This is a genomic window from Methylobacterium platani, from assembly GCF_001653715.1.
GTDB lineage: Bacteria > Pseudomonadota > Alphaproteobacteria > Rhizobiales > Beijerinckiaceae > Methylobacterium > Methylobacterium platani.
In genome coordinates this window covers 68,451-93,507 of record NZ_LWHQ01000043.1, presented here as the reverse complement: position 1 = coordinate 93,507, position 25,057 = coordinate 68,451, and the positions used below count along the sequence as shown (strand labels likewise).

The window sequence follows — 25,057 nt, the reverse complement described above, 5'->3', positions numbered from 1 at the left end:
ATCGTCCGCCCCTATGGTCGGGCCGCGGTCGCGGTGTCGTGTACCGTGAGGAGCTTCGCGATCGCGCTGCAATCGCGAAGCTCTCCAAGTCTTTGCCTCGGTCCTTGCCTTGTCGCGTTTTCCGCGACGGGCCGGTTTCCACGTCGTCGGACGATGCTCCAGGCCGGCGTCACGTCCAGTACAGCACTCGCGCCGCCGGCAGGCGCTCGGCGAGGTCCCGCGTCAGCTGCTGCTTCATCTCCCGCATCAGCTCGGCCGGGAAGACGTACTTCACCGAGCCGAACTTGGTGAGCTTGCGGCTGCGCTCCGCCTCCCGCATCGGCAGGTCCGAGCCCGGATACCAGCCCTCCAGCACCGCCTTCGAGCCGGGGGTGAAGCGGTGGGTGATGAGTTCCGCCGTGAGGTCGAGGTCGGGCGCGCCTTCGAGCGCGGCAGCGGCCTCGCAGAACAGCGCCGCGTAGGCCTCGCGCCAGTCGGGCAGGGGCAGGATCGGCGCCACCGTGATCCCGACCGGGTAGCCGGCCCGGGCCACCGCCCCCATCGCGGCGAGGCGCTCGCGCAACGGCGCGGTGCCGCCCTCGTACCGGGCGGCGCCCGGCGGGTTGACCGAGAAGCGCAGGCGGGTGCGCCGCCCGTGGGGCAGCCCGAGCAGCGGCTCCACCGCCGCGAACTTGGTGGTCGCCCGCAGGGTGACCGGGGCGTCCCAGGCACCGAAATGCCGGATCGCCGCCGAGAGCGAGCCGGTCAGGTGCTCGATGCCGAGGGGATCTGTGTAGCAGGAGGCCTCGAAGGTGGTGCCCTCCTGCACGCGCTCCGCGTTCGCCGAGGTGACGCCGCCGCGCCCCGCATAGGCCGCGAGGTTGCCCAGGATCTCGTCCAGGTTGGCGTAGACCCGGGTCACCGGCGGGCCGGTGAGCGAGCCGGCGAGGTAGCAGTACTGGCAATGCGCCGGGCAGCCCTCGGCGAGGTCGACGCGCCAGTCGGCGCTCGGCGGGATCGGCTGCAGCTTCAGCTTGGTCGGCGGCGCCACCACCACCGCGAGGGTGTTCTTGGCCTCGACATAGGCCCGGCGCGGGTCGGGGTGGCGCAGGCCGGCAAGGTTTTCGCCGGTGAGCCGGTTGCCGGAGAGGTCCTCGACCGGAAGGCCGAGGCCGGCCGCCCGCGCGGCGATCGCCCGCCCGTGGGCGTGCTCCCGCGCCGCCGCCGTGATGACGACCCGGCGCGGACGCCAGGGACGGGCCGCGCGGGCGGGGGCGGGATCGTGAAGGGTCATGCCCGGCGAACGCGCGGGCGGCGTTCCGGGTCCCGCGCGCCGGCGCGCGGGACCCGGAACGTCAGTGCCGGGCTTCGGGCCGCACCGTGTAGGTGCCGCCCCGGATGCGCTCGGGGAAGCCCTCGGCGTAGCGGGCGGTCGCCTCCTCGCCGTAGGTCTGGACCAGCTCCTGGAAGGCCGCGAACAGGGCGGCCTGCGCCATGCAGTCGCCGTCGAGCCCGTCCAGGCAGCCTTCCGCGAAGGCCTCGGAGACGTAGCTGAGGGCGGCGCGCTTCGCCTCCTGGTCGGAATCGAGCGCGGGGTCGTGGGTTTCGAAGTCGGTCATCGACAGCCTTGAGATCGGGTCTCTGGTGAGAACGGCGGTCTCGAATCCGCAGCGGCCTCGTGTGATGACCGGATTCATAGGCAATCGGCCGGGCCCCGGCCAGCAAGGAATTGCGAAGAGGTTAACAGCGCCGCGAGAATGCCGTGCTCTCGGCGCCGGGGTCACGGCTGTGGCGCAGCTGCAACAGGCGGCCGGTCATCCGCCGAATCGCCCGGCCAGGGCCACCGACAGGCGCTCGCCCTCCGCGATGTAGCGGGTGGCGGCCTCGACGGCCGCCGGCGTGCAGACCCGGTAGGTCACCGCGTAGCCGCCGTAGCCGCGGTTGTAGGCGCCGGCGAGGCGGTCGCGGCGGCCCGGGCTGGTGCCCTCGGAATCGAGCAGGGCCTTCATCCGGGCCGGCCATTCCGGCGCGTCGGGGTTGCCGCACAGCTCGCGCAGGAAGCTGAGCGAGCCGATGATCTCGGACAGGCGCAGCAGGTCGCGGTCGTAGGGGGCGGGCGCGTCCGCCGGCGCCGGCGCGGGGGCCTCCTTCTCGGGCGGCTTCGACTCGGTGCCGCGAGCGGCCGGCTTCGGCCGGCCCTGGGCCAGGGCCGGCGTCGCCGCGGCGAGGCAGGCCAGCAGGATGACGGCGCGCCTCATGCCTCGGTCTCCGGGGCGGCCGGATCCGAGGATGCTCGCTCCACGGCGGCCAGGGCCTGCGCGATCACCGCGTGCAGCCCCCGGGTGGTCGGCAGGGCGCGCGCCTCGTCGGGCGTCGCCCAGCGCAGGTCGAGCGCCTCCGGCCCGGTCGTCGGCTCGCCGGCGCGCCAGCGGGCGGCGTGGGGATGGATGACGAAGTGGTGCAGCACCGCCCCGTCCGCGTCGCGCTCGATCACCTCGAGCGGCGCCAGGCCGGCGACCACCTCGGCCACCACCCCGACCTCCTCGTGCAGCTCGCGCAGGGCCGCCTCGGCCAGGGTCTCGCCCACCTCCACCTGGCCGCCGGGCAGGGTGTAGATCCCGCGCATCGGCTCCTGGCCGCGGGCGGCGAGCAGCACCCGCCCGTCGCGCACCACCGCCGCGGAAGCGGCGACGAAGGGGCGGACGGGATGGCGCCGGCGCCAGGCCACGCCCATGGCCGCGTCCGCTGCCGGCACCTCGGTTCCGGTGCTCACGGCCGCGCATCCCCGTCGCGCATCACGGCGAGGCGCCCGTCGGCGAGCGCCACGACCACCGGGGCGCCGCGGCCGGAGCCTAACACGGCGAGACCGGCCCCCACGGGGGCCGGCAGCGTCGCCCGCGCCCGTTCGGCGAGGTCCTTGAGCGGAACGTAGGCCAGGGCGGTGCGGTCGCGGGTCGAGAGCACCACCTCGTCCTCGGCGAGCGCCGCGCCGGGCGCGGCGAAGCCCCGTCCATCCGCGCTGCGGCCGCCCTCGGATTGCCGCGCCGGCCTGTCGCCCGCGAGCGTCCAGTGCTCGATCCGGCCCGCCTCGCCGCGCACCAGCACGGCGCCGGGCCGGGCGCCCGGAAGGTCGGCCGCGAGGGCGAGGGGACCGGGCTCGGGCGGGGTCTCGGTCCGCACCCGCCAGTCGCCGTCCCGCCCCGCGCTCTCCCGCCGCCCGATCACCGCGAGGCTCGTGCCCTCCGGGCGCTCGCTGAGCGCGAGCAGGTGGAGGGCGCCGCCGATCTCGATCGGCCGCAGCGTGTCGGCGGAGAACGTCGCGCCGGCACCCGGCGGTACCGTCGCGGTGGCGACCGGCACCGGCTTCGGGTCGGCGCTCATCGTCACCTTCTGGCGCTCGCGCACCGTCACGCCGGCCGCGCCCGGGCGCCCGTCGGGGCCGCGGCTCGGACCCGAGAGGTAGGCGCTGACGGGGCCGGACAGCACCCGGCGCGAGCCCGGCACCGCGCCCTTCGGCGTCTCGCCGACGGTCAGGCCCTCGATCGCGTCGAGGGGGAGGGGGATGACCGCGACCCGGTCGCCCGACAGGGTGACGACCGCAGCCCCGGTCTCGCCCCAGGCGACCGCGAGGGGACCGGGCTTGCGCGGCAGCTGCGGCAGGCCGGCGGTGGCGACGGCGAGCGCCGCCTCGCTGCCGGCGTCGCGCAGCTGGGTCACCCGGAACGGGACGTCGAGGAGCGTGACGCGCGGCTCGGCGGCGGCGGGCGACGCGAAGAGCAGGAGCGCGAGGGCGAGCGCCGCCCGCTCAGACATGCTGGCCGCCGTTGATGTGCAGCTCGGCGCCGTTCACGTAGGACGAGGCCTCGGTGCACAGGAAGTAGATCGCCTTGGCGACCTCGTCCGGGGTGCCGAGGCGCCGTTGCGGGATCTGCGCCACCAGCTTGTCGGTGCCGGGCGAGAGGATCGAGGTGTCGATCTCGCCGGGCGAGATCGCGTTCACCCGCACGCCGAGCGGCCCGAAATCGGAGGCCATCTCGCGGGTCAGGCCGGCGAGCGCCGCCTTCGAGGTGGCGTAGGCCGCCCCCGCGAAGGGGTGGACGCGCGAGCCCGCGATCGACGTCACGTTGACGATCGAGCCGCGCGCCCGGGTCAGCTCCTCGCACAGGCCGCGGGCGAGCAGGATGGGGGCGAAGAAATTGACCTGGAACACCCGCTGCCAGTCGGAGAACGGGGTGTCGATCGCGCCGAGCCGCGCGCCGCCGGGGCCCTTCGGCGAGATGCCGGCATTGTTGACGAGGGCGTGCAGCAGCCCGCCCTCGGCCTCGAGCCGCCCGGCCACCTCGCGCACGGCGCGGACCGTGTCCTCGGGATCGGCGAGATCGACCTGCAGGTGATCCTCCGGACCCATCTCCCACGGGCAGTTCTCCGGGAAGGGGTGGCGCGAGCAGGTGATGACGCGCCAGCCCGCCGCGGAGAAGCGTTTCACGGTGGCGTGACCGATGCCCCGGCTCGCACCGGTGAGCAGCATCACGCGGCGGCGTTCGTTCGACGGTTGGGCCACGGCCGTTCCTCGGGATGTCCGGTGCGGGGCGCCGCCGGCATGCGGGGGGCGCGAAGAGCCTTCAGGTTAGGGCCCGGCGGCCCGGAAATCCAGGGCTCGCCGCGCCGCAGCAAAGCTCGCGCGCTCCGCCCGCCTCACGGATAGAGGCGCTGGCCCTCCCACCGGTCGCCCCGGCGGCTGAAGCGCACCCGGTCGTGCAGGCGGTAGGCGCCGTCGTGCCAGAACTCCATCGAGGTCGGGGCGATGCGGTAGCCGGTCCAGTGGGCCGGGCGCGGCACGGCCTCGCCGGGGAAGCGGGCGCCCACCTCCTCCACCGCGCGGATCAGCGCCGCGCGGCTCTCCAGCGGCTGCGACTGCCGGCTCGCCCAGGCGCCGAGGCGGCTGTCGCGGGCGCGGGTCGCGTAGTAGGCGTCGGCCTCGGCGTCGTCGACCTTCGTCACCGGGCCGCGGGCCCGCACCTGGCGGCGCAGGCTCTTCCAGTGCAGCACGATCGCGGCGCGCGGATTGTCCGCGAGCTCCTGCCCCTTGGTCGACAGGGTGTTGGTGTAGAAGACGAATCCGCGCTCGTCGACGCCCTTCAGGAGCACGATGCGCACGTCCGGCAGCCCGTCGGCGTCGCAGGTCGCGAGCGCCATGGCGTTCGGGTCCTCCGGCTCGGAGGCCTCGGCTTCGGCAAACCATTGCCGGAACAGCGCCCAGGGATCCGGGTTCTGCGTGAAATCATCCTTCGTTAACCCGTCCACGGCATCGTCCTTACCCAAGTGGCTTCATCGGCCCGAGGGGCCTCATCACCCCAAGTGGCCTCGTCAGCCAGTGTGACAACCGGAACCGGGGGCGGGCCGGCGTCGCATCCTCATGCGTCGCGGCAGGCCGTCCGGTCGTGAGAACAGGTGTAATGCGTCGCGGTGCGTGTAAAGTCGGTTCGGTGACGCTCGGCCTCGCCCTCGCGGCGAGCGCGCTCGCGGGCGTCCTGGCGATCGGCGGCTGCAGCCAGCCGCTCATCATGTTCACGCCGCAGGTCGATGCCGCCCCGCCGGAGCCCGAGAGCACCGGCAGCATCGAGCCCGCGGCCCCCAGGACCTTCGGCGCCGACCTCTCCGGCGAGGATTGGCGCCGGGCCAAGGCGGCGCTCGGCGTCGCCCTCGATCCCCAGGGCAACGGCCAGCCGGTGAAGTGGGACAACCCGGATTCCGGCATGCGCGGCATGGTCAACCCGACTGGGCTGCCCTTCGTGAAGAACGACGAGATCTGCCGCGGCTTCCTCGCCTCGGTGATCGGGCCGGCGGGCAACCGCTTCGTGCGCGGCACCGGCTGCCGGCCCTCCGGCGGCGCCTGGGAGCTGAAGAGCCTGAAGGCGTCGTCGAAGCCGGGATAGGGGAGCACTCGAGACGATGCGGCCGGTGCCGGAGAGGGCGCGGGCGGGGAAACGAGAAACCCCGTGCCTGCTCGCCAAGCGTGGCGCGCGCGAACGAAGTGACCTAACCTCGCCTCTTCCCGCTCCGCCTGCGTTGCAATCCGGCAACACGGTCGCCAGATAGGGCTCATCCCGTTTTCAGGAGGCGGCAGCGCCCCGAGAGCCGAACGCTCCTGGGCGCGTCGCCCGAATCGCCATCGGATCGCCATGCGCAACCCCTACGACGTACTCGGCGTGAGCCGTTCGGCCGACGAGGCGGAGATCAAGAAAGCCTTCCGCAAGCTCGCCAAGGCCTACCACCCCGACCGCAACAAGAACGACGCCAAGGCGCAGGACCGCTTCGCCGAGGTCAACCAGGCCTACGAGATCCTGGGCGACGCCAAGAAGCGCGAGCAGTTCGACCGCGGCGCCATCGACGGCGACGGCAAGCCCCGCTTCACCGGCTTCGAGGGCTTCGGCGGCGGCGGGGCCGGCCGCGGCGGTGGCGGCGGCTTCGACTTCGAATCGATGGCCCGCGGCCGGGCCGGCGCGGGCGGCGGCGGGGCCGGCGGCTTCGGCGAGGACATCTTCTCTCACCTGTTCGGCGAGGCGTTCCGCTCCGCCGGCGGGGCCGGGCGCGGGGCGCCGTCGCAGAAGGGCGAGGACGTCGCCGCCGAGCTGACCGTCGGCCTCGACCAGGTCGCCGGCGAGGCGAAGCTGCGCCTCAACCTGCCGAGCGGCCGCGAGGTCGACGTGGTGGTGCCCAAGGGCGTGGTCGACGGGCAGGTGATCCGCCTGCGCGGCCTCGGCTATCCGGGTGCCCACGGCGCCGAGCCGGGCGACGCGCTCCTTACCATCCGCTTCGCCGCCGATTCCCGCTTTCAGGTCGAGGGCGCGGACCTGCGCACCTCCGTCGAGGTCCCGCTCGAGGATGCGGTGCTCGGCGGCCCGATCCGGATCCAGACCCTGACCGGCGCGGTCGAGATGAAGATCCCCCCGATGACGAGCTCGGGCCGGGTCTTCCGCCTGCGCGGCAAGGGCCTGCCGAAGAAGGACGGCACCCGCGGCGACCTGCTGGCCGCCATCGCCGTCACCCTGCCGGCGACCGCCGACGAGGCGCTGACCGAGTTCGCCCGCAAGCGCCGCGCGGCCGCCGCCGCGAGCTGAGCCGGGGTATTACCGGAGCCGGCGCACTTCCGTCGCCCGCGGGCGTCGGTTAAGGAAACCGCTGGGGAGCCATGCACGGCCGGGTCCAACCGGCCGCCGCGCGTTCCCCGTGGCGGCTGTTCTTTGGGTGACTCATGGCTGACTCGAACCGGGCACAGGTACAGGATGACGGGCAGCCCCGCACCGGGCTTCTCGCCGGCAAGCGCGGCCTCGTGCTCGGCGTCGCCAACAACCGCTCGATCGCCTGGGGCATCGCCAAGAGCGCCCGCCAGCACGGTGCCGAGCTCGCCTTCACCTATCAGGGCGAGGCGCTGAAGAAGCGCGTCGAGCCCCTGGCCCGCGAGCTCGACGCAGCGGTCGTCGGCCATTGCGACGTCACCGACCCGGCCTCGATCGACGCCGTGTTCGAGGCCGCCGGCCGGCACTTCCCCGACGGGATCGACTTCGTCGTCCACTGCATCGCCTTCTCGGACAAGGACGAGCTGACCGGCCGCTACCTCGAGACCAGCGAGGCGAACTTCACCAAGTCGCTGCTGATCTCCTGCTACTCGTTCACGGCGATCGCCCAGCGGGCCGAGAAGCTGATGAAGAACGGCGGCTCGCTGCTCACGCTGACCTATTACGGCGCCGAGAAGTGGATGCCGCACTACAACGTCATGGGCGTCGCCAAGGCGGCGCTGGAGGCGTCGGTGCGCTACCTCGCGGCCGATCTCGGCCCCCAGAAGATCCGCGTCAACGCGATCTCGGCCGGCCCGATCAAGACGCTGGCCGCCTCCGGCATCGGCGACTTCCGCTACATCCTGAAGTGGAACGAGTACAACGCCCCCCTGCGGCGGACCGTCACGATCGACGAGGTCGGCGAGACCGCCGCCTACCTGATCTCCGACATGTCCCGCGGCATGACCGGCGAGATACTGCACGTCGATGCCGGCTACCACGTCGTGGGCATGAAGAATCCCGAGGCGCCGGACCTCAGCCTCGACAAGGATTGACGGTCGGGGCTGGACCGGCGGCCCCTTCGACCCACTATGGGCTTCGCATCGACACGCGGAGCCCGCCATGCCCACCCCCAAGATCGCCATGCTCACCGCCGGCGGCCTCGCGCCCTGCCTGTCGGCGGCGGTCGGCGGGCTGATCGCCCGCTACACCGATCTCGCGCCGGACGCCGAGATCATCGGCTACCGCAGCGGCTACAAGGGCCTTCTCCTCGGCGACCACATCCCCGTCACCCCGGAGGTGCGGGCCCGGGCCGAGGTGCTCCTGCGCCACGGCGGCTCGCCGCTCGGCAACAGCCGGATCAAGCTCACCAACGTCAAGGACTGCATCAAGCGCGGCCTGGTGCAGGAGGGGCAGGACCCGCTCAAGGTGGCGGCCGACCGGCTCGCCCGCGACGGGGTGACGGTGCTGCACACGATCGGCGGCGACGACACCAACACCACGGCGGCCGACCTCGCGGCCTATCTCGAGGCTAACGGCTACCACCTGACCGTGGTCGGGCTGCCGAAGACCATCGACAACGACGTCGTGCCGATCCGCCAGACGCTGGGCGCCTGGACCGCCGCCGAGCAGGGCGCGATCTTCGCCGAGAACATCGTCAACGAGCAGAGCGCCAACCCGCGCATGCTGATCGTCCACGAGATCATGGGCCGCAAATGCGGCTGGCTCACCGCCGCGACGGCGAAGGCCTATCGCGAGCGGCTCGACCGCACCGCCTTCCTGCCGGAATTCGGGCTCGACCGGGCGCACAAGGACGTCGATGCGGTCTACCTGCCGGAAATGCCCCTCGACATCGCCCGGGAGGCGGCGCGGCTCAAGGAGCGGCTCGACGCCAAGGACTGCGTCACGGTCTTCCTGAGCGAGGGCGCCGGCCTCGACGAGATCGTGGCGGAGATCGAGGGCCGGGGCGAGGTGCTCGGCCGCGATCCCTTCGGCCACGTCAAGATCGACACGATCAACGTCGGCAAGTGGTTCGCCGACCGCTTCGCGCCGATGATCGGGGCGGAGAAGACCCTGGTGCTGAAATCCGGCCATTTCTGCCGCTCGGCGGCGCCGAACGCCGACGACCTGCGGCTGATCCAGGGCATGGTCGACCTCGCGGTCGAATGCGCGCTGAAGGGCGTCTCCGGCGTGATCGGCCACGACGAGGAGCAGGGCGGACGCCTGCGGGCGATCGAGTTCCCGCGCATCCGCGGCGGCAAGGCGTTCGATCCGGCCGCGCCGTGGTTCACCGCGCTGCTCGACGCCATCGGCCAGACGCGGGGGTAGACGACCCGGGGCCGATGACGGAGCCCGGCGCCAGAAGCGGCACCGGGCTCGGATCGCACTCTAGGTGAGTATCCGGGGCGCGGTCTAGGAGCCCGTGGCGCCGAGCATCTCGGTCTCCCCGGGCCCGGCGGCCGGGGCCCGGCGGGCGAACGGCACGACGTTGCCGCCGAACTCGGCCGGCGTCCCGTCAGCCTTGAAGCGCCGGTTTCCGGTCGCGAACGTCATCCAGCGGACCACCTTGCCGTCCCCGTGACGCGCGAGGTGCCGTTCGACCCGCCTCCGCGCCCAGCGGGGCACGCCATCGCCGAATGTCATGGGGCTTCCCTCCCTGCTCGCCCACTGCGCGAACCATGGTCGGTCCATGTCGCCTCGTGAACGAACCAAAGCCGGTCCCCCCGTGTCATCACCCATTTGGGTGAGATTGATCCAACCTCAGGTTTTCAGTACGATGCAGGCGCCGCCGACCCCGCGGATGCGGCCGCACAGGGCCTCGGCCCCGGTGCGGGTCTCCGCGGGAACCCGGATGCGGTAGAAGGCCCGCGTGCCGCGGTTGCGCAGCCGCGTGCCGATGACCATCGGGCGCACGTCGCCGAGGATCGCGGCGTAGCGGTCCTTGGCCCGGCCGAAGCTCGCGAGCGCGATCGACTTCGAGAAGTTGCCGGCGAGCTGGACGCCCCAGGGGGCGAGCACCGCGGCGGCCTCGGCGAAGAAGGTGTCGGTGCGGCCGCGGATGCGCAGGGCGGCGGTGACCTGCAGGCAGCGGGTGCCCGCGGGCTCGGCGAGATCGCCCTTCGGCTCGGCCTTGGCTGCGGCGGCCCAGTCCTCGGCGCTGCGCCCGGTGATCGCCGAGACGTAGGCCCGGGTTTCGGCCGGCAGGCCGCCGGTGCCGGCGAGCCAGGCGGCGACCCGGCCGGGTCCGCCGTTATAGGCCGCGGCGGCGAGCCCGAGATTGCCGAAGCGCCCGCGCAGGTCGATCAGGAGATGCGCCGCCGCCGGAATCGCCTGCTCGGGATCGAACGGGTCGGACAGGCCGCGCTCCTGTGCCGTGCCGGGCATGAACTGCGCCACGCCCTGGGCGCCGGCGCGGCTGACCACGCCGGGCCGGAAGCTGCTCTCGCGCCAGATCAGCCGGGTGAGGAAGGCGACCGGCAGCCCCTTGGACTTGGCCGCCCCCTCGATCAGCCGGCACAGGGCCTGCTCGACCGTCTCCTCCTTGCCGCCCTCCGCTACGGGAGCGGCGGGCGCGGGCGCCGACGGGGCGGCCAGGGCCGGTCCGGACAGGGCTTGCCCGGCAAGGACCAGGACGAGGGAGAAGGCGAGGAGGGCGCGGGTCACGACGCCACACTTACCCCGATTCGCTGAACGATTCGGCAAGGCGCGATCGTCGCGGGCGGCGTTTCCTCGTGCGGCGGAGCGTGAGGCCCTGGCGCCGGGGGCGCCGCCGCGCCATCTAGCGGGGGATGTCCTCGCCGCACCTGTTCGACACGTCCCTGATCCGCACGCGCCTTGCCCGGGCACGCCGCGCCGGCTTCGCCGACTTCCTGGTCGCCCGGGCGGTCGAGGACCTGTCGGACCGCCTCGGCGCGGTCCTGCGGGAGTTTCCCCGCGCCCTCGATCTCGGGACGCCGGTGCCGGCCGCGGCGGCGTGGCTCACGGCCAGCGGCCGGGTCGCCGCCGTGACCCGCCTCACCCCCGTGCCGGAGGCGGGCAGCCCCGGCCTCGCGGTGGCGGTCGGGGATCCGGAGGCGCTGCCGTTCGGGGAGCGGAGCTTCGACCTCGCCGTGTCGCTGCTCGCGCTCCAGCACGCCAACGACCTGCCGGGCGCCCTGGTGCAGGTGCGCCGGGCGCTCAAGCCCGACGGGCTGTTCGTCGGCTGCCTGCTCGGCGGGCGCACCCTGACGGAGCTCCGCCAGGTCCTCACCCAGGCCGAGAGCGAGGTCGAGGGGGGGGCGAGCCCCCGGGTCGCGCCCTTCGCGGAGGTGCGCGACCTCGGGTCCCTGCTCCAGCGCGCCGGCTTCGCCCTGCCGGTGACCGACGTCGAGACCGTGACGGTGCGCTACGGCGACCCCTTCGGGCTGATGCGCGACCTGCGGGCCATGGGGCTCACCAACGCCCTGCGCGAGCGGCGCGGCACGCTTCGCCGCGAGACCCTGATGCGGGCGGCCGCCCTCTACGCCGAGCGTTTCGCCGATCCGGACGGGCGCCTGCGCGCGACCTTCGAGCTGATCTGGCTCTCGGGCTGGGTGCCGCACGAGAGCCAGCAGAAGCCGCTGCGGCCGGGCAGCGCCCAGACGCGGCTGGCCGACGCCCTCGGCACCGTCGAACGCAAGGAGCCGTCATGACGGATCATCCCATCACGATCGCGCCGAACCCGCACCGCATCCGCGTGATGCTCGGCGGCACGATCGTCGCCGAGACCACCCGGGCCCTCACCCTGCGCGAGGGCGGGATGGCGCCGGTGCAGTACATCCCGCGGGAGGATGCCGAGATGGACCTCTTCGCGCGCACCGAGCACCGCACGCATTGCCCGCACAAGGGCGATGCGAGCTACTACTCGATCACCGCCGGCGGGGTCGAACGGGCGAACGCGGTGTGGAGCTACGAGGCGCCGTTTCCGAAGGTGGCGGCGATCGCCGGCTACCTGGCGTTCTATCCGAGCAAGGTCGACGCGATCGAGGAATTCGCCGACTAGAGCATTTTCCGACCAAGTGGCCGCCGGTCGGGCGAAGACAACGCGGCAGAATCAAAGGGCTGGAGCAGCGCCCGATTGCAACGTGATCGGGCGCTGCTCTAGACCATTTCACGATCGCGTTGCCATCGTGAAGCTCTCCAAATCTTTGTTTTGGCGCATTTTCTGCGACGAACCGGTTTCCGCTTCGTCGGAAAATGCTCCAACCCTCACGGCCCCAGCAGGTCGACGAGCGCCGGCAGCAGCGGCAGGTCGGCGGGCGGCATCGGGTAGCCCGCCATGTCGCGCGGGCGCACCCACTTGAGCGCCTGGCCCTCGCGCGACTGCACGAAGCCGTCCCAGCGCCGGCAGACGTAGAGCGGCATCAGGAGGTGGAAGGTCTCGTAGGCATGGCTCGCGAAGGTGAGGGGGGCGAGGCAATCCGCCTTCACGGTGATGCCGAGCTCCTCCGCGAGCTCGCGGATCAGCGTTTCCTCCGGCCGCTCGCCGGGCTCCATCTTGCCGCCCGGGAATTCCCACAGGCCGGCGAGCTGCTTGCCGGGCGGGCGCTGGGCCAGCAGCACGCGCCCGTCCGGGTCGACGAGGGCGACCGCCACCACGAGGAGGAGCTTGACGGGATCGGCCATGCGGGGGCGGCTCGCGCGGGAGGGGAAGAGAGGGCGCGCCCGTCAGGGCGCGGCCTGGTACGTGGCCTCGACGACGGCCTCGACCGTGAGGGTGCCGGGCTCGATCGGGACGGCGACGCCGCCGGGCGCGGCCTTGGCGGCGAAGCTGCGCGCGTGCATCGGCACCGCGGCCCCCTCCCGCGGCGGCGAGACGAGGCTCTCGATGCGGCCGAGCCGCGTGCCGGCGGCCTCCGCCAGGGTCTCGGCCTGGCGCCGGGCGTCGCGCACCGCGTCGGCCCGGACCGCGTTCTCGGCCTGGCCGGGATCGGCGAGGCCGAAGCTCACGCCGCCGATCCGGTCGGCCCCGCCGTCGATCATGCGCCGCATCAGGGCGCCGAGGCGCGTGAGGTCGCGCACCCGCAGGCTGACCGCGTTGGTCGCCTGGTAGCCGTCGGGCACGTCCCGCATCTCGCCGCCGGGGTCGCGCACGGTCTTGGCGAGGGGACGCAGCGAGACCGCGGCGGTGGCGAGGTCCGGCCCCTTGATGCCGAACTCGCCGGCGAGCTCCGCCACCTTGCGGGCGGCGGCCGAGTTCTGGTCGAGGGCCGCCGCGGGCGTCGCCCCGCGGCTCTCGACCGCCACCTCCACGGTGGCGAAGTCGGGGGCGACCTCCCGGCTCGCCCGGCCGATCACGCTGATCCGCCCGGGCGCCTCGCCGGCCGCCGAGGCCGGCTCCGCCGGGAGGACGGGTCCGGCCAGGAGGAGGGCCAGGAGCCCCGCGGCCAGGAGGCCCGCGGACGCCCTCACGAGCGGTAATCCCCGTTGATCTCGACGTAGGCCTTGGTGAGGTCGCAGGTCCAGACCCGGGCGGTGCCGGCCCCGAGACCGAGATCGACCGCGATCCGCACCGCGTCGCCGCGCATCGCCGCCGAGGCCGCCGCCTCGTCGTAGCCGGGGTCGCGGGCGCCCTCGACGGCGACGCGCACGTCGCCGAACCAGATCGCCAGCCGGTCGCGGTCGGCCGGCTCGCCGGCCTTGCCGACCGCCATCACCACCCGGCCCCAATTGGCGTCCTCGCCCGCCACCGCGGTCTTCACCAGCGGCGAGTTGGCGATCGACATCGCGATGCGGTGGGCCGAGGCGTCGTCGGCCGCGCCGCCGACCTCGACGGTGACGAACTTGCGCGCACCCTCGCCGTCGCGGGCGACCAGCTGGGCGAGCTCGCACAGGAGGTCGTCGAGCGCCTCCGCAAAGCCGGCGAGCGCCGGATCATCGGCCGAGGCCACCGGCGCGTTGCCGGCCTTGCCGGTGGCGAACAGCATCAGGGTGTCGGAGGTCGAGGTGTCGCCGTCGACCGTGCAGCAGTTGAAGCTCTTCGCCACGCCCCGGGCGAGCAGCGCCTGCAGCACCTGCGCCGGCAGGTCGGCATCGGTGAACACGAAGGACAGCATCGTCGCCATGTCGGGGGCGATCATGCCGGCGCCCTTGGCGATGCCGTTGATCGTCACCTCGGCCCCGCCGAGCCGCACCCGGCGGGTGGCGAGCTTCGGGAAGGTGTCGGTGGTCATGATGGCGCTGGCGGCCTCGGTCCAGCGCTCGGCATCGGGGCCGGTGCGGCCGGCGCAGTCGGCGAGCACGCCGTCGAACTTGGTGGCGTCGAGGGGCTCGCCGATCACGCCCGTCGAGGCGATGAAGACCTCGCCGGGGGCGCAAGCCGCCGCCTTGCCGGCGATCTCGGCGGTCAGCCGCACCGATTCGCGGCCCTTGAGACCCGTGAAGGCGTTGGCGTTGCCGGAATTGACCACGAGCGCCCGGGCCTCCCGGCCGCCGGCCAGGGTCTCGCGGCACCAGTCGACCGCCGCCGAGGGGCATTTCGAGCGGGTGAAGACCCCGGCGGCCCGGGTGCCGGGATCGAGCAGGACCAGCAGCACGTCGGTGCGGCCGCGGTAACGGATGCCGGCCTGCGCGGTGGCGAGGCGCACGCCGGCGATCGGCGGCAGGGCGGGCTGGTGCTTGGGCGCGAGCGGCGAGACGGGATGAGACATGCGGGGCTCCGGTCCGCCGACGCCGCGTCGTCCGCGTCGGCGCCGCGGTGTTGCCCCGCGAAGGCGCCCTGCGTCAACCGCGACGGCGCCCGGCCGCGGCAGCGGTTGTGTGAGCGGTTGTGCATGTCCGGGTTGAAAAGTCCGGCTTCGGCGCTCCGGACAGGCGGTGCCCTGGGGGCGGCCCGGCGACAAACTGTTTTCCACCGGACGGCTGACGCAGGGGCGCTCCGGAGTTTCCTTATCTAGAGTTGCACCTTATTATCTAGAGGATCAGAGGCGAACGCGCGATCCGGCGCGTCACCGTCCCTCGTCCGGAGGTTTCCGTTTGGCCCACCCGCAAGTCCTTCGCGACATGGCGCTCTTCGTCGAGGTCGCGAAACGGAAAAGCTTCAGCCAGGCCGCTGCGGCGCTCGACGTCCCGATCTCCTCCCTCTCCCGGCGCATCACCCAGTTCGAAACCTCGATCGGCCTGCGGCTGCTCGACCGCACGACCCGCAAGCTCGTCCTGACCCCGCACGGCGAGGCCTATTACGAGCAGGCGACCCGGCTGGTGGAGGAGGCCCAGCGCACCTTCGACGAGCTGATCGCGCAGGCCAAGGGGCCGAGCGGGCTCCTCAAGATCGCGGCGCCGCCGGATCCGTGGGTGGTGCGCCATCTCTCGGCGGTCGCGGCGGAGTTCTCGCACCGCCACGCGCAGGTACGGGTCCATCTCGATCTCTGGCCCCAGCTCGTCGACCTCGCCCAGGAGGGCTACGACCTCGCGCTCGCCGTCGGCGCGCCGCGGGAGACCTCGATGATCACCCGCAAGGTCGGGCAGCTCGAGAACGGCCTGTTCGCGGCGCCCGCTTACCTCGACCGGGAGGGGCGGCCCGAGGCCCCGGCCGCGCTGGCGAAGCACCGGGCGGTGGTGATCGGGCCGCCGACCGCGTCGAGCGCCTGGGCGCTGGAGCGCGACGAGGAGGCGGTCTCGGTCACGGTCGGCAGCCCGGTCTCGAGCAACAGCCAGGGCATGGCGCGGCGCTTCGCTCTCTCGGGGCAGGGCATCGCCCTTCTGCAGGCGATCGACGTCGAGGAGGACGTCGACGCCGGCCGCCTCGAACGGGTGCTGCCGGAGTGGCAGGGCACGCCGAGCCCGGTCTTCATCGTCACGACCTCGCGGCTGCTGCCGGCCAAGACCCGCAGCTTCATCGCCTTCGCGTCGCGCCGGCTCGCCGAGCAGCTGATGCCCCGCGGCCTCGCCCTGGACGAGGCTGAGCTCGCCGAGCTGTTCGACCTGCAGGAGGCGTGACGCCCGGCGCCCGGCCGTGTTCTAGCTCCAGCAGCGGACGGGGCTGTGGATGAACGAACTCGCGGATCTGGTCTTTGCCGGCGGCGCGCTGGCGGTGGCGGCGCCGGTCGCCGCGGTTCTCCGCCTGCCGGCCGCGCGCCTCCTCCTGCCGCCGGGCGAGGCCGCGCGCATCGCCCGCTTCCGGCAGCCGCAGGACCGGCTGGAACGCGCGGCGGCGCACGGGCTGCTGCGCCACCTACTCGCGCCCCGGCTCGGCCGCGATCCGGCGGGAATCGCGCTCGCGCGCGACGAGGGCGACCGGCCGTTCCTGCCCGGGCAGCCCGGCCTCGACCTCAATCTCAGCCACGGCGGCGGCTGGGTCGCGGTCGGGCTCTCGACGGTGGGCCGGATCGGGGTCGACGTCGAGGCCGCGGGTCGTCCGGTGGATTGGGACGGCATCGCGCCGGTCTTCCTGCATCCGGGCGAGCTCGCCGCGTATCGCACCCTGCCGGCCGGTGCCCGGCCGCGCCGGGCGCTGGAATGGTGGTCGGTCAAGGAAGCGTTCCTGAAGGCGACCGGCGAGGGCCTGATCGCCGAGCCGCACACCGTCCGGCCGAGCCCGGACGGGGCGGCCTGGCGCCTGAAGCGGGCCGGGCTGGCCTTGCGGGCGGAATCCCGGCTGCTCGCCGACGGGGCGCGGTTCGCCTGGGCGGTGGGGGAGGGGGTGGCGGTGACGGTCGTGGTCGCGGGCTGAGTCGCCGCGCGACCGAAGCCGCCGCCCCGACGGCGCGCTCGCCCCGTCGCAGGTTCACTTGTGGCGCGAAACGCAGCGGGCCCCGAAGCAGGGCTCCGGTCGGCCCCGAGGCCGCCGGAGCCCTGCTTCGGGGCCCGCTGCGCTCGCCCTTTCGGGCGGGATGGATGCGTGGACTGGACGGCGGAAGCGCCGGCCGCCCCTCAGACGTAGGCGTTCATGCCAGCATTCGATTGCGGGAAGCGCTCGGCCAGGGCACGGCGGAGCTTCTCGAGGGCGCGGTTCTCGATCTGGCGCACGCGCTCCTTCGAGATGCCGAGGCGGTGGCCCAGCGCCTCGAGGGTGGCTTGGTCCTCGGCGAGGCGCCGCTCGTGCAGGATGCGCAGCTCGCGCTCGGAGAGGACGGTGAGGGCCTGGCGCAGCCAGGTCAGGCGCCGCTCGCCGTCGACGGCGTCCGACACGGTCTCGTCCGGCAGGGGCGAGGTATCGACCAGGAAGTCGACCCGCTCCGCCGAGGCGTCGCCGTCGTCGCCCACCGGGGCGTTCAGGGACATGTCCGGGCCGGACAGGCGCGCATCCATCAGCGCGACGTCCTCGCGGGAGACGCCGATGGCAGTGGCTATGCGGCGGTGGATCTCGTCGCCGACGCGCTCGTCGGTCGATTGCATCAGGCGGGCGCGCAGGCGGCGGAGATTGAAGAACAGCGCCTTCTGGGCCGAGGAGGTGCCGCCGCGCACGATCGACCAGTTGCGCAAGATGTAATCCTGGATCGAGGCCCGGATCCACCACGTCGCGTAGGTCGAGAAGCGCACGTCCCGCTCCGGCTCGAAGCGGGCGGCGGCCTCCATCAGGCCGACATGGCCTTCCTGGACGAGGTCGGCCATCGGCAGGCCGTAATGCCGGAAGCGGCCGGCGAGGGCGATCACGAGCCGCATGTGGGCGGCGATCAGACGGTGCAGGGCCTGCTCGTCGCGCTCGTCCTTCCAGCGCACCGCGAGGCCGCGCTCCTCCTCCCTCTCGAGGAAGGGGGCATCCATCGCAACTCGCACGAACTGCCGACGTATGCCTGCGATTTCCGCCATCCCCGCCTCCGCCGCTATGGTGAGCGTTGTGTGTCGCGATGAGGCCGGGGCACAGCAGGGCGCGCGTCCGTTACACCGCAAGGCCTGCGACAACGGCGCGACCACCCCATCGGTTCCCGCAGCGCGAAAAAATCCTCGGCGGTGCGATTCCCTCGTGGGCGCGGCGATCGCCGATCGAGGGTGGGGTCTTACGGCGAAAGGAGGCTGGACATGCGAAAGCCCGGCGCAGGGCCGGGCTCTCGGTCGTCTGGAAGAGGATAGGGCCGGTGAGGGCAGGGGCGCCTCAGGCGGCCTCGGCCTCGTCCTGGATGTCCTCGCCGTCGGCTTCCGCCTCGGCCTCGGCGCCCTTGGCGCGGCGCGGCGACTTGGCGAGGCTCTGCTCGATGAGCTTGAGCGACTCGGTGTCGGTGATGCGGTTGACCGCCGCGATCTCGCGCACCACGCGATCCAGGGCCGCCTCGTAGAGCTGGCGCTCGGAGTAGGACTGCTCGGGCTGGGCGTCGGACCGGAAGAGGTCGCGCACCACCTCGGTGACGGCGATCAGGTCGCCGGAATTGATCTTCGCCTCGTATTCCTGGGCCCGGCGCGACCACATCGTGCGCTTCACCCGGGCGCGGCCGGTGAGCACGTCGAGCGCCTTCTTGACCAGCTCGGGCTCGGCGAGCTTGCGCATGCCGACCGAGTTCGCCTTGGCGGTCGGGACCCGCAGGACCATCTTGTCCTTCTCGAACGACACCACGAACAGCTCGAGCTTGTAGCCGGCGATCTCCTGCTCCTCGATGGCCGTGATGCGGCCGACGCCGTGAGCCGGATACACGATCGCTTCGCCGGTCTTGAAGCCCTGCCGGGCGGCTGTCGTCTTCTTGGCGGTCGTCATGCGGGGGTGGCCTCCAGGTCACCGTTCGCGGCAATGTCCGCGACCGGATCGTTCATCCGGGTCAGGGCGCCCGGCGAAAAATACGCGCCTGCCGGACGACCCGAGGGGCGCCCGCCAGTCCCTGTCAAACCATAGCTAAGGAACGTCCGAACGCGCTGCGGACCGCATAAGATCCACCTCGGCTGATCGCATGCCGCCTCGTCCCATCGAAAAATTCCCGGTCGGTGGACGGAGGCCGCACGTCGGACGTAAGCGACGGCGATCTGGAACCTAGCACGAAGAGGCTTTAAAATCAAAAAAATTCAGGCACCCGGCATGGCTGCGCGGGCACCTTGCACCATGTTTCACCAGCTTGACGGAGCGATCGCAGAGCCGCCATGCGATCCCGGCAGGGATCGCGAGCGGGCGGATCCGGACCCCGGCAGGGACCGGCCGGCCGCGATCCGGTGGCGGATCGTCGGCCATCCCTTCCCGGAGCCTCAGTCGCCCGAGCCCGGATTGGCGGAGAAATGCGCCTCGAGCTTGCCCGGCTTGCCGTCCCACTCCTTGGCGTCGGACGGCGCGGCCTTCTTCTGGGTGATGTTGGGCCAGCTCTTCGCCATATCGGCGTTCAGCTTCAGCCAGCTCTCGAGGCCCGGCTCGGTGTCGGGCTTGATCGCCTCGGCCGGGCATTCCGGCTCGCAGACGCCGCAATCGATGCACTCGTCCGGCTGGATGACGAGCATGTTCTCGCCTTCGTAGAAGCAGTCGACCGGACACACTTCCACGCAGTCCATGTACTTGCACTTGATGCAGTTGTCGGTGACGACGTAGGTCATGGGCCGGTGCAACCTCGAAGGCGGGACAAGGGCGCTCGCGCGGCGCCCGGGCGTGTGAGGCGGGCCTTAGACCCGGGCGGGCGGCCATGCAAGCCGCCCCGTGGGTGACGGCGTCGCGTAGACGGGAAGCGTCGCCTTCGCGTCACGCTTTGGCCGGCGCCGCGGGACGGTCGATCACCCGGCCTCGTCCGGCGGTACGCCCGCCGGGGATTCGGCCGAGAGATCGGCATAGAGCAGCCGGGCTTCCGGCGCGGGCCCCCGGCGCGCGCCGAGGTCGACCACCCGCACCGCCGCCGTGACGTGCTGGGCCGCGACGGTGATCACGTCGCCCACCGCCACGGCCTTGGACGGGGCGTCGGCGCGCTGGCCGTTCACCCGCACGAAGCCGTCCTCGATCAGCCGCGCCGCCAGCGAGCGCGTCTTGGCGAAGCGCGCGAACCACAGCCACTTGTCGAGGCGTTGCCGGTCCGCGCGCATCGTCGGTCAGCGCTTGTCGCCGTCCCGCGACTCCATCTGCGCCTTGAGGGCGAGGAGCTTGGCGAAGGGCGAATCCGGGTCCGGGGCGCGCTCGCGCCGGGGCGGCCGGGCCTCGTGCATCCCGCCGTTGCGAGGGGCGCCGTCGCGCCGGTCCTGCGGCGGACGACCGCCGTCGCGCCCGCCCGGATGCGGCCCGCGCGGGGGACGCCCGTCGCGGCGTCCCTCGCCACCGCGGTTCTCTCCACCCCGGTTCTCGCCGCCGCGGCCCTCGAAGCGGTGCTCGGGCCGCCCCTCGCCGGCGGGGCGGTTGTCGGCGGGACGCCGGTCGCCCCAGCGCTGGCCGTCGCGCGGCCCGGAGCGGTGCGCGCGCTGCTCGGCCGGTGCGCCCTCGCCGCCCTCCGGGCGCGTGCCGCCGCGCGAGCGGTCGCCGCGCTGCCCGTCCCGCTGGCCCTGACCCTCGGGCCGGCCGCGGCCCTGGTGGCGCGGCGTGTGGCTGCGCTGGTGGCGGTGCATCCGCCACACCTCGATGACGATCGGCTCGGCCGGGGCGGCCGGCTCGCCGGATTGGGCGGCGCCGTCCTCGGCCGTCTCCGCCGGAGCGTCCGTGGCTTCGGGGGCGGCCTCGTCGGACGCCGCGGCGACGGCCTCGCCGCCCTCGGCCGGTGCCGCCTCGACGGTCTCATCGGAATGCGCGGCGCTGTGGGCCTCGGCCGGCGAGGCTTCCACCATCGGAGCGGGCTCGGCCGGGGCTTCGTCCGCCGCGGCTTCGTGAGCCGGCGCTTCCTGAGCCGGCGCTTCCTCGGCCGGGGCCTCGTCCGAAGCGGCGGCCTCGGCGGTCACGCCCTCGGGCTCGGCGGCGCTCGCGGTCTCGGCCTGCCGGTCCTCGCCGTCGGTTGCGACTTCGGTCTCGCCGGCCTCGCCCGATTCCTCGGCGTGCGACTCCTGGGCTTGCGATTCCTGGGCTTGCGACTCCTGGGCCTCGGCGCCCTCGGCCGCCTTCGGCTGCACCGGCACGGTCGGGGCGGACGGGCGCAGCGGGACGGTGATCGCCGGGCCGGGCCGCCGGTCGACGACGTAGCCGAGCGACTTCAGGATCGAGGCGAAATCCTCGCCCGAGCAGCCGACGAGCGAGGTCATGCCGACGGTCGGCACGAAGCCGTCCTTGTCGGCGCTGCCCGGAGGCGGTTCGCCCGGGGTGGTGCCGGGCACGTAGGCGATCGCCGGGCGGATCAGGTCGGCCAGGCGCTCGAGGATGTCGACGCGCACCGCCCGGCCGCCGCAGACCCGGAAGCCGGCGGCGCGGTAGAGGCCCTTGGCGATCTCGGGATCGACCGGCATCGAGGTGCGGCCGGAGCCGGCGAGATGCGCGATCTCGTCGAGGCCGCGCTGGTCGAGGCCGCCGTTATGGAGCGCCCAGAGCTGCGCCGCGAGCGTGCGGGGCGCGGGCTTCAGGAGCGCCGGCATGGTGATGTGGTAGGCGCCGAAGCGCACCCCGTGCTTGCGCAGGGCCGCGCGGCCCTCCTGGTCGAGGCTGCGCATCTCGTTGAGCACCTTGGCGCGCTCCAGCACGCCGAGGGATTCCGCGACCTGGAAGCCGATGCCGCGGGCGAGGCCCGTCAGGTCGGCGGCGGTCTCGAGCTCGAGGGCCGGGCCGAGCAGGCGCACGATGTGGGCCTTGAGCCAGGCGTTCAGCCGGGTCTCGACCTTCTCGCGGGCCGGGCCCGTGAGCTGCTCGTCGGCGAGGAGCCGCAGGCCCGGGGCGTAGAGCTTCTCGCCCGGCACGAGCTTCGCGACCGGGTGGCCCGTCCAGCGGATCGTGCCGTCGTTCGAGAGCACCAGCGCCGCATCGGCCGCGGCGGCGAACCGGTCGGCCCGCGCCTCGATCTCGCTCGCCAGTGCCTTCTCGGCGGCGCTGCGCAGGGTCTTGGCTTCCTGGCCCTCGGCACCGGGATCCGGCACGAACTGGAATCCGTGCAGATGGCCGACGTGCTGGCCCTCGACCGTCACGTCGCCGCCCGCGGTGATCTCAGCTTCCAACATGGTATTCTCTCTCAGGCGCCGCATCAGCACGCTGGTGCGCCGATCGACGAAACGACTCGCCAGCCGCTCGTGCAGGGCGTCGGACAGCCTGTCCTCTACCCGACGTGTCTCGCCCTGCCAATGCTCCGGGTCGGCAAGCCAGTCGGGACGGTTCGCCACGAAGGTCCATGTCCGCACGTGGGCGATGCGCTGGGACAGGGCGTCGATGTCGCCGTCGGTGCGGTCGACCATCGCCACGTGCTGGGCAAACCAGTCGACCGGGATCCGCCCGGCCATGCCGCGCATCAGGAAGCGGAACAGCTGGGCGATGAGGTCGGCATGGGTCTGGATCGCCGACTTTCGGTAGTCCGGCACGCCGCAGACCGCCCAGAGCCGCTCGACGGCACTGCGCGAGGTCGCGTAGTCGCGGATGTCGTCCTCCTTGGCCAGGAGGTCGAGGGCGGCCTCGTCGTCGCCGGTCGGCGCCCGGGTCAGGCCGCGCTCGGTCGGGTGCTCGCCGAGGCTGCGGCGGAGCGCATCGACCGAGGCGAAGTCGAGGTCGGGGTTGCGCCACTGCAGCATCCGCAGCGGCTCGAAGGTGTGCCCCTCCAGCGCCTCGACCATCTCGGCCTCCATCGGCGGGCAGCGGCCGGTGGTGCCGAAGGTGCCGTCGCGCAGGTGGCGCCCGGCCCGTCCGGCGATCTGCGCCATCTCGGACGGGGAGAGGTCGCGAAAGCGCGTGCCGTCGTACTTGCGGTTCGACGCGAAGGCGACGTGGTCGACGTCGAGGTTGAGGCCCATGCCGACCGCGTCGGTCGCCACCAGGTAGTCGACCTCGCCGGACTGGTAGAGCTCGACCTGGGCGTTGCGGGTGCGCGGCGACAGCGCGCCGAGCACCACCGCCGCGCCGCCGCGCTGGCGCCGCAGCAGCTCGGCGATGGCGTAGACCTCCTCGGCCGAGAACGCCACGATGGCGCTGCGATGGGGCAGGCGCGAGAGCTTGCGGCTGCCGGCGAAGCTCAGCTGCGACAGGCGCGGCCGGGTGGTGACGTGGATGCCCGGGATCAGCGACTGGACCAGCGGCTCCATCGTGGCCGAGCCGATCAGCAGCGTCTCCTCGCGGCCGCGCTGGTGCAGCAGGCGGTCGGTGAAGGTGTGGCCGCGGTCGCGGTCGGCGCCGAGCTGGATCTCGTCGATGCCGACGAAGTCCACGGGCGTGTCCCGCGGCATCGCCTCGGCGGTGCAGATCCAATAGCTCGGCCGGTTCGGCTTGATCTTCTCCTCGCCGGTGACGAGGGCGACCCGCTCGGGGCCGACCCGCTCGACGACGCGGTGATAGACCTCGCGGGCGAGCAGGCGCAGCGGCAGGCCGATCATGCCGGTCGGGTGGCCGAGCATCCGCTCGATGGCGAGGTGGGTCTTGCCGGTATTGGTGGGACCGAGCACCGCCGTGGCGCCGCGCAAGCGGGCCTGCGGTGAGAGGGAACGGCGCGTCATCGGGATGGGCTTGCGATCCTCGGGGCGGGCTCCGGGCGCGGCCGCCGCGTCATCCCGATCCCGGCGCCGGGATCGTCGCAGCGACCCCTTCAGCGCTCCGGGTCACGGCCGCCCCGCGGCCGTGGCCCGAGCAGCGGCCTCGTCCCATATGGGGCGGGACCGGCCCGATCGCCATACGGGTCCGGCGGGGCGAGGCCGGGCGCGATGATCTCGATGCGGGTGCCGGAGGCCCGGCCCTGCTCCAGGTCGGCGCAGAGCGTCTCGGGCATTGCGGTGAGCGGGCCGGGCGGCGTCGCGCCGATCGTCGCCGAGGAATAGGCGTTCCCGCCGCAATCGGGTCCGTTCTGGATCTCGCCGGCCGGCGCCGGGAGCGGCGCCAGGGCGAGAAGGCCGGCGAGGAGGGGGGCGCGCATCGACCGTCCCCGCATGGCCCGTCAGCGCCCGTCCCGGGGAGCCTGCGCGGCGGCCTGCGCCCCCGCCTCGGGCGTGGTCTGCACGCCTTGCGCGGCCTGCGCCCCCTGGGAGGCTTGCGCGCCCTGGCCGCTCTGCGACCAGCGGGTCGCCTCGATGATGTTGAGGCCGAGCTGGGTCCGCACCGCGATCCGCAGCGGCAGCAGCACCCGCGCGCCCTCGACGGGGGCGAGCCACACCGACATCTCGGTGTTCTCCTCCATGAACTTCACCCCCGGCCGGTCGGGCCGGTGGCCGGCGATCGGCTGGTAGCGGGCGTTGCAGACCAGGATCGGGCCGGCATAGCCGGGCTTCTGGATGCTGCGGGTCTCGCCGTAGCTCAGCACGACGTTGAACCGGCTCGCGCCGTCGAAGACCGGGATGGTGCGGTTGCAGTTCTGCGGGTCGACGAGCTCGCCGCGTCCTTGCGCCGGCATCATCAGGGCGCTCACCGGATCGATGATGCCGCGCTTGTGGACCTCGCTCACCGTGACCCGCTCGGGGTCGGGCACCAGCGGGGGCGCGATGTCGGAGGCGACCACGTTGCCGCGGGCGAGCGCCATGCGCACGGTGATGGAGGCGCTGGCGCTGTGGGAGGCGAGCGCGAAGGCCGCCGGGACCGGCCGGGCCGCCACCGTGCCGCTCGCCCGGCCCGAGCCGTAGCCGCCGGTGATCGCCCCGACGAGGCCGGTCAGGCGGGCGCTGACGTCCATGGTGTAGCGCGGGCCCTCCACCGAGCCGGTCACCTGGGCGCTGCCGATCGGCACGCCGGCCAGCATGATGCCGTAATCGACCGTGACGGAGGTCTCGCCGGCCTTCGGGGCGCGGCTCCGCGCGGCCTGGGCCGTATTCGCCTCGCCGGCCGGAAGGGCGAGCCCCGCCGCGAGGGCGAGCGAAAGGAGGGCCTTGGAACGCAGGACCATGGAACACATGGGGGAACCGATCTCGATCACCGTCGCCCGCCACCGATGAAGCGGGGGAAATCTGGCCCTATCGTGACGCGGTTAGGGTTAACGGATCGTCTCGGGCCGCGGCGGCCGGGGAGGGCGGACCGGCGGCCGTTCCGGCACCCGCACCTTGACGAGACCCGCCTTCCGCCTCTATAGGCGCGTGCT

General features: G+C 73.2%; 27 protein-coding genes. 8 read left to right on the top strand and 19 right to left on the bottom strand.

What is annotated here, in order from left to right:
• Positions 1–169: 169 nt before the first annotated feature.
• The 7 genes from A5481_RS21525 to pdxH all read right to left on the bottom strand — a co-directional run bounded on the left by A5481_RS21525 (position 170) and on the right by pdxH (position 5,283).
• Positions 170–1,273: an SPL family radical SAM protein gene (locus A5481_RS21525; RefSeq protein ID WP_048435711.1), complete on the bottom strand. Its 1,104-nt coding sequence runs from the start codon at positions 1,271–1,273 to the stop codon at positions 170–172.
• 61 nt (positions 1,274–1,334) lie between these two features.
• Complete coding sequence (locus tag A5481_RS21520) at positions 1,335–1,598, bottom strand: hypothetical protein (RefSeq protein ID WP_048435712.1); 264 nt, start codon at positions 1,596–1,598, stop codon at positions 1,335–1,337.
• 195 nt (positions 1,599–1,793) lie between these two features.
• Positions 1,794–2,237: a TIGR02301 family protein gene (locus A5481_RS21515; protein ID WP_048435713.1), complete on the bottom strand. Its 444-nt coding sequence runs from the start codon at positions 2,235–2,237 to the stop codon at positions 1,794–1,796.
• Positions 2,234–2,713, bottom strand: coding sequence for an NUDIX hydrolase (locus A5481_RS21510; protein WP_048435728.1), 480 nt, complete (start codon positions 2,711–2,713; stop codon positions 2,234–2,236). The genes A5481_RS21515 and A5481_RS21510 overlap by 4 nt, the downstream gene beginning before the upstream one ends.
• 35 nt (positions 2,714–2,748) lie before the next feature.
• Entirely contained in the window at positions 2,749–3,792 is a 1,044-nt protein-coding gene (locus A5481_RS21505) for a hypothetical protein (protein ID WP_048435714.1), read from the bottom strand.
• The gene (locus tag A5481_RS21500; RefSeq protein ID WP_048435729.1) at positions 3,785–4,507 is read right to left on the bottom strand and encodes an SDR family NAD(P)-dependent oxidoreductase; all 723 of its coding nucleotides are present in this window, start codon (positions 4,505–4,507) and stop codon (positions 3,785–3,787) included. The genes A5481_RS21505 and A5481_RS21500 overlap by 8 nt, the downstream gene beginning before the upstream one ends.
• A 167-nt stretch (positions 4,508–4,674) precedes the next feature.
• Positions 4,675–5,283, bottom strand: coding sequence for a pyridoxamine 5'-phosphate oxidase (gene pdxH / locus A5481_RS21495; RefSeq protein WP_048435715.1), 609 nt, complete (start codon positions 5,281–5,283; stop codon positions 4,675–4,677).
• A 182-nt stretch (positions 5,284–5,465) separates the two neighbouring features.
• Here pdxH and A5481_RS21490 point away from each other — a divergent pair, with 182 nt between their 5' ends.
• From A5481_RS21490 to A5481_RS21475, 4 genes are all read left to right on the top strand, one after another.
• The gene (locus tag A5481_RS21490) at positions 5,466–5,915 is read left to right on the top strand and encodes an RT0821/Lpp0805 family surface protein (RefSeq protein WP_342447357.1); all 450 of its coding nucleotides are present in this window, start codon (positions 5,466–5,468) and stop codon (positions 5,913–5,915) included.
• A 246-nt stretch (positions 5,916–6,161) separates the two neighbouring features.
• Positions 6,162–7,100 carry a DnaJ C-terminal domain-containing protein gene (locus A5481_RS21485; RefSeq protein ID WP_048435717.1) on the top strand — a complete coding sequence of 313 codons (939 nt, stop codon included), beginning with the start codon at positions 6,162–6,164 and terminating at the stop codon, positions 7,098–7,100.
• Positions 7,101–7,234: 134 nt separating this feature from the next.
• Positions 7,235–8,092, top strand: a complete 858-nt coding sequence (gene fabI / locus A5481_RS21480) for an enoyl-ACP reductase FabI (protein ID WP_048435718.1) — start codon at positions 7,235–7,237, stop codon at positions 8,090–8,092.
• Positions 8,093–8,159: 67 nt separating this feature from the next.
• Positions 8,160–9,365, top strand: coding sequence for a pyrophosphate--fructose-6-phosphate 1-phosphotransferase (locus A5481_RS21475; RefSeq protein WP_048435719.1), 1,206 nt, complete (start codon positions 8,160–8,162; stop codon positions 9,363–9,365).
• A gap of 84 nt (positions 9,366–9,449) precedes the next feature.
• Here A5481_RS21475 and A5481_RS33775 read toward each other — a convergent pair whose 3' ends face one another.
• Entirely contained in the window at positions 9,450–9,590 is a 141-nt protein-coding gene (locus A5481_RS33775; RefSeq protein ID WP_156311981.1) for a hypothetical protein, read from the bottom strand.
• 207 nt (positions 9,591–9,797) lie between these two features.
• Positions 9,798–10,700 (bottom strand): lytic transglycosylase domain-containing protein, encoded by a 903-nt coding sequence (locus tag A5481_RS21465; RefSeq protein ID WP_048435721.1) that lies wholly within the window; start codon positions 10,698–10,700, stop codon positions 9,798–9,800.
• 125 nt (positions 10,701–10,825) lie between these two features.
• Here A5481_RS21465 and A5481_RS21460 point away from each other — a divergent pair, with 125 nt between their 5' ends.
• Together A5481_RS21460 and A5481_RS21455 are read left to right on the top strand one after the other, a co-directional pair.
• Positions 10,826–11,707, top strand: coding sequence for a methyltransferase domain-containing protein (locus A5481_RS21460; protein WP_048435722.1), 882 nt, complete (start codon positions 10,826–10,828; stop codon positions 11,705–11,707).
• Positions 11,704–12,057, top strand: a complete 354-nt coding sequence (locus A5481_RS21455; protein WP_048435723.1) for a DUF427 domain-containing protein — start codon at positions 11,704–11,706, stop codon at positions 12,055–12,057. The genes A5481_RS21460 and A5481_RS21455 overlap by 4 nt, the downstream gene beginning before the upstream one ends.
• A 206-nt stretch (positions 12,058–12,263) precedes the next feature.
• Here the strand turns inward: A5481_RS21455 and A5481_RS21450 are convergent, their stop codons facing one another.
• Genes A5481_RS21450 through argJ form a run of 3 tightly spaced genes read right to left on the bottom strand, consistent with a single transcriptional unit; the run spans position 12,264 to position 14,704 of the window.
• Positions 12,264–12,680, bottom strand: a complete 417-nt coding sequence (locus tag A5481_RS21450; protein ID WP_048435724.1) for a (deoxy)nucleoside triphosphate pyrophosphohydrolase — start codon at positions 12,678–12,680, stop codon at positions 12,264–12,266.
• A gap of 42 nt (positions 12,681–12,722) precedes the next feature.
• On the bottom strand, positions 12,723–13,466 hold the full coding sequence (locus A5481_RS21445) for an SIMPL domain-containing protein (protein WP_082173310.1): 744 nt from the start codon (positions 13,464–13,466) through the stop codon (positions 12,723–12,725).
• The gene (gene argJ / locus A5481_RS21440) at positions 13,463–14,704 is read right to left on the bottom strand and encodes a bifunctional glutamate N-acetyltransferase/amino-acid acetyltransferase ArgJ (protein WP_048435725.1); all 1,242 of its coding nucleotides are present in this window, start codon (positions 14,702–14,704) and stop codon (positions 13,463–13,465) included. The genes A5481_RS21445 and argJ overlap by 4 nt, the downstream gene beginning before the upstream one ends.
• A gap of 325 nt (positions 14,705–15,029) precedes the next feature.
• Here argJ and A5481_RS21435 point away from each other — a divergent pair, with 325 nt between their 5' ends.
• The gene (locus A5481_RS21435; RefSeq protein ID WP_048435726.1) at positions 15,030–15,992 is read left to right on the top strand and encodes a LysR family transcriptional regulator; all 963 of its coding nucleotides are present in this window, start codon (positions 15,030–15,032) and stop codon (positions 15,990–15,992) included.
• 49 nt (positions 15,993–16,041) lie between these two features.
• Entirely contained in the window at positions 16,042–16,725 is a 684-nt protein-coding gene (locus tag A5481_RS21430) for a 4'-phosphopantetheinyl transferase family protein (RefSeq protein ID WP_064504287.1), read from the top strand.
• 200 nt (positions 16,726–16,925) lie between these two features.
• Here the strand turns inward: A5481_RS21430 and A5481_RS21425 are convergent, their stop codons facing one another.
• The 7 genes from A5481_RS21425 to A5481_RS21395 form a co-directional block, all read right to left on the bottom strand.
• On the bottom strand, positions 16,926–17,804 hold the full coding sequence (locus A5481_RS21425; RefSeq protein WP_048434781.1) for an RNA polymerase factor sigma-32: 879 nt from the start codon (positions 17,802–17,804) through the stop codon (positions 16,926–16,928).
• A gap of 283 nt (positions 17,805–18,087) precedes the next feature.
• Complete coding sequence (locus A5481_RS21420) at positions 18,088–18,681, bottom strand: CarD family transcriptional regulator (RefSeq protein ID WP_048434780.1); 594 nt, start codon at positions 18,679–18,681, stop codon at positions 18,088–18,090.
• A gap of 479 nt (positions 18,682–19,160) precedes the next feature.
• Positions 19,161–19,499, bottom strand: a complete 339-nt coding sequence (gene fdxA, locus A5481_RS21415) for a ferredoxin FdxA (RefSeq protein ID WP_048434779.1) — start codon at positions 19,497–19,499, stop codon at positions 19,161–19,163.
• 174 nt (positions 19,500–19,673) lie between these two features.
• Entirely contained in the window at positions 19,674–19,976 is a 303-nt protein-coding gene (locus tag A5481_RS21410; protein ID WP_048434778.1) for an RNA-binding S4 domain-containing protein, read from the bottom strand.
• Between the two features lie 6 nt (positions 19,977–19,982).
• Positions 19,983–23,492 (bottom strand): helicase-related protein, encoded by a 3,510-nt coding sequence (locus A5481_RS21405; protein ID WP_048434777.1) that lies wholly within the window; start codon positions 23,490–23,492, stop codon positions 19,983–19,985.
• An 89-nt stretch (positions 23,493–23,581) separates the two neighbouring features.
• On the bottom strand, positions 23,582–23,905 hold the full coding sequence (locus tag A5481_RS21400) for a hypothetical protein (protein WP_048434776.1): 324 nt from the start codon (positions 23,903–23,905) through the stop codon (positions 23,582–23,584).
• Positions 23,906–23,926: 21 nt separating this feature from the next.
• The gene (locus tag A5481_RS21395) at positions 23,927–24,874 is read right to left on the bottom strand and encodes a DUF3108 domain-containing protein (RefSeq protein ID WP_048434775.1); all 948 of its coding nucleotides are present in this window, start codon (positions 24,872–24,874) and stop codon (positions 23,927–23,929) included.
• Positions 24,875–25,057 lie beyond the last annotated feature (183 nt).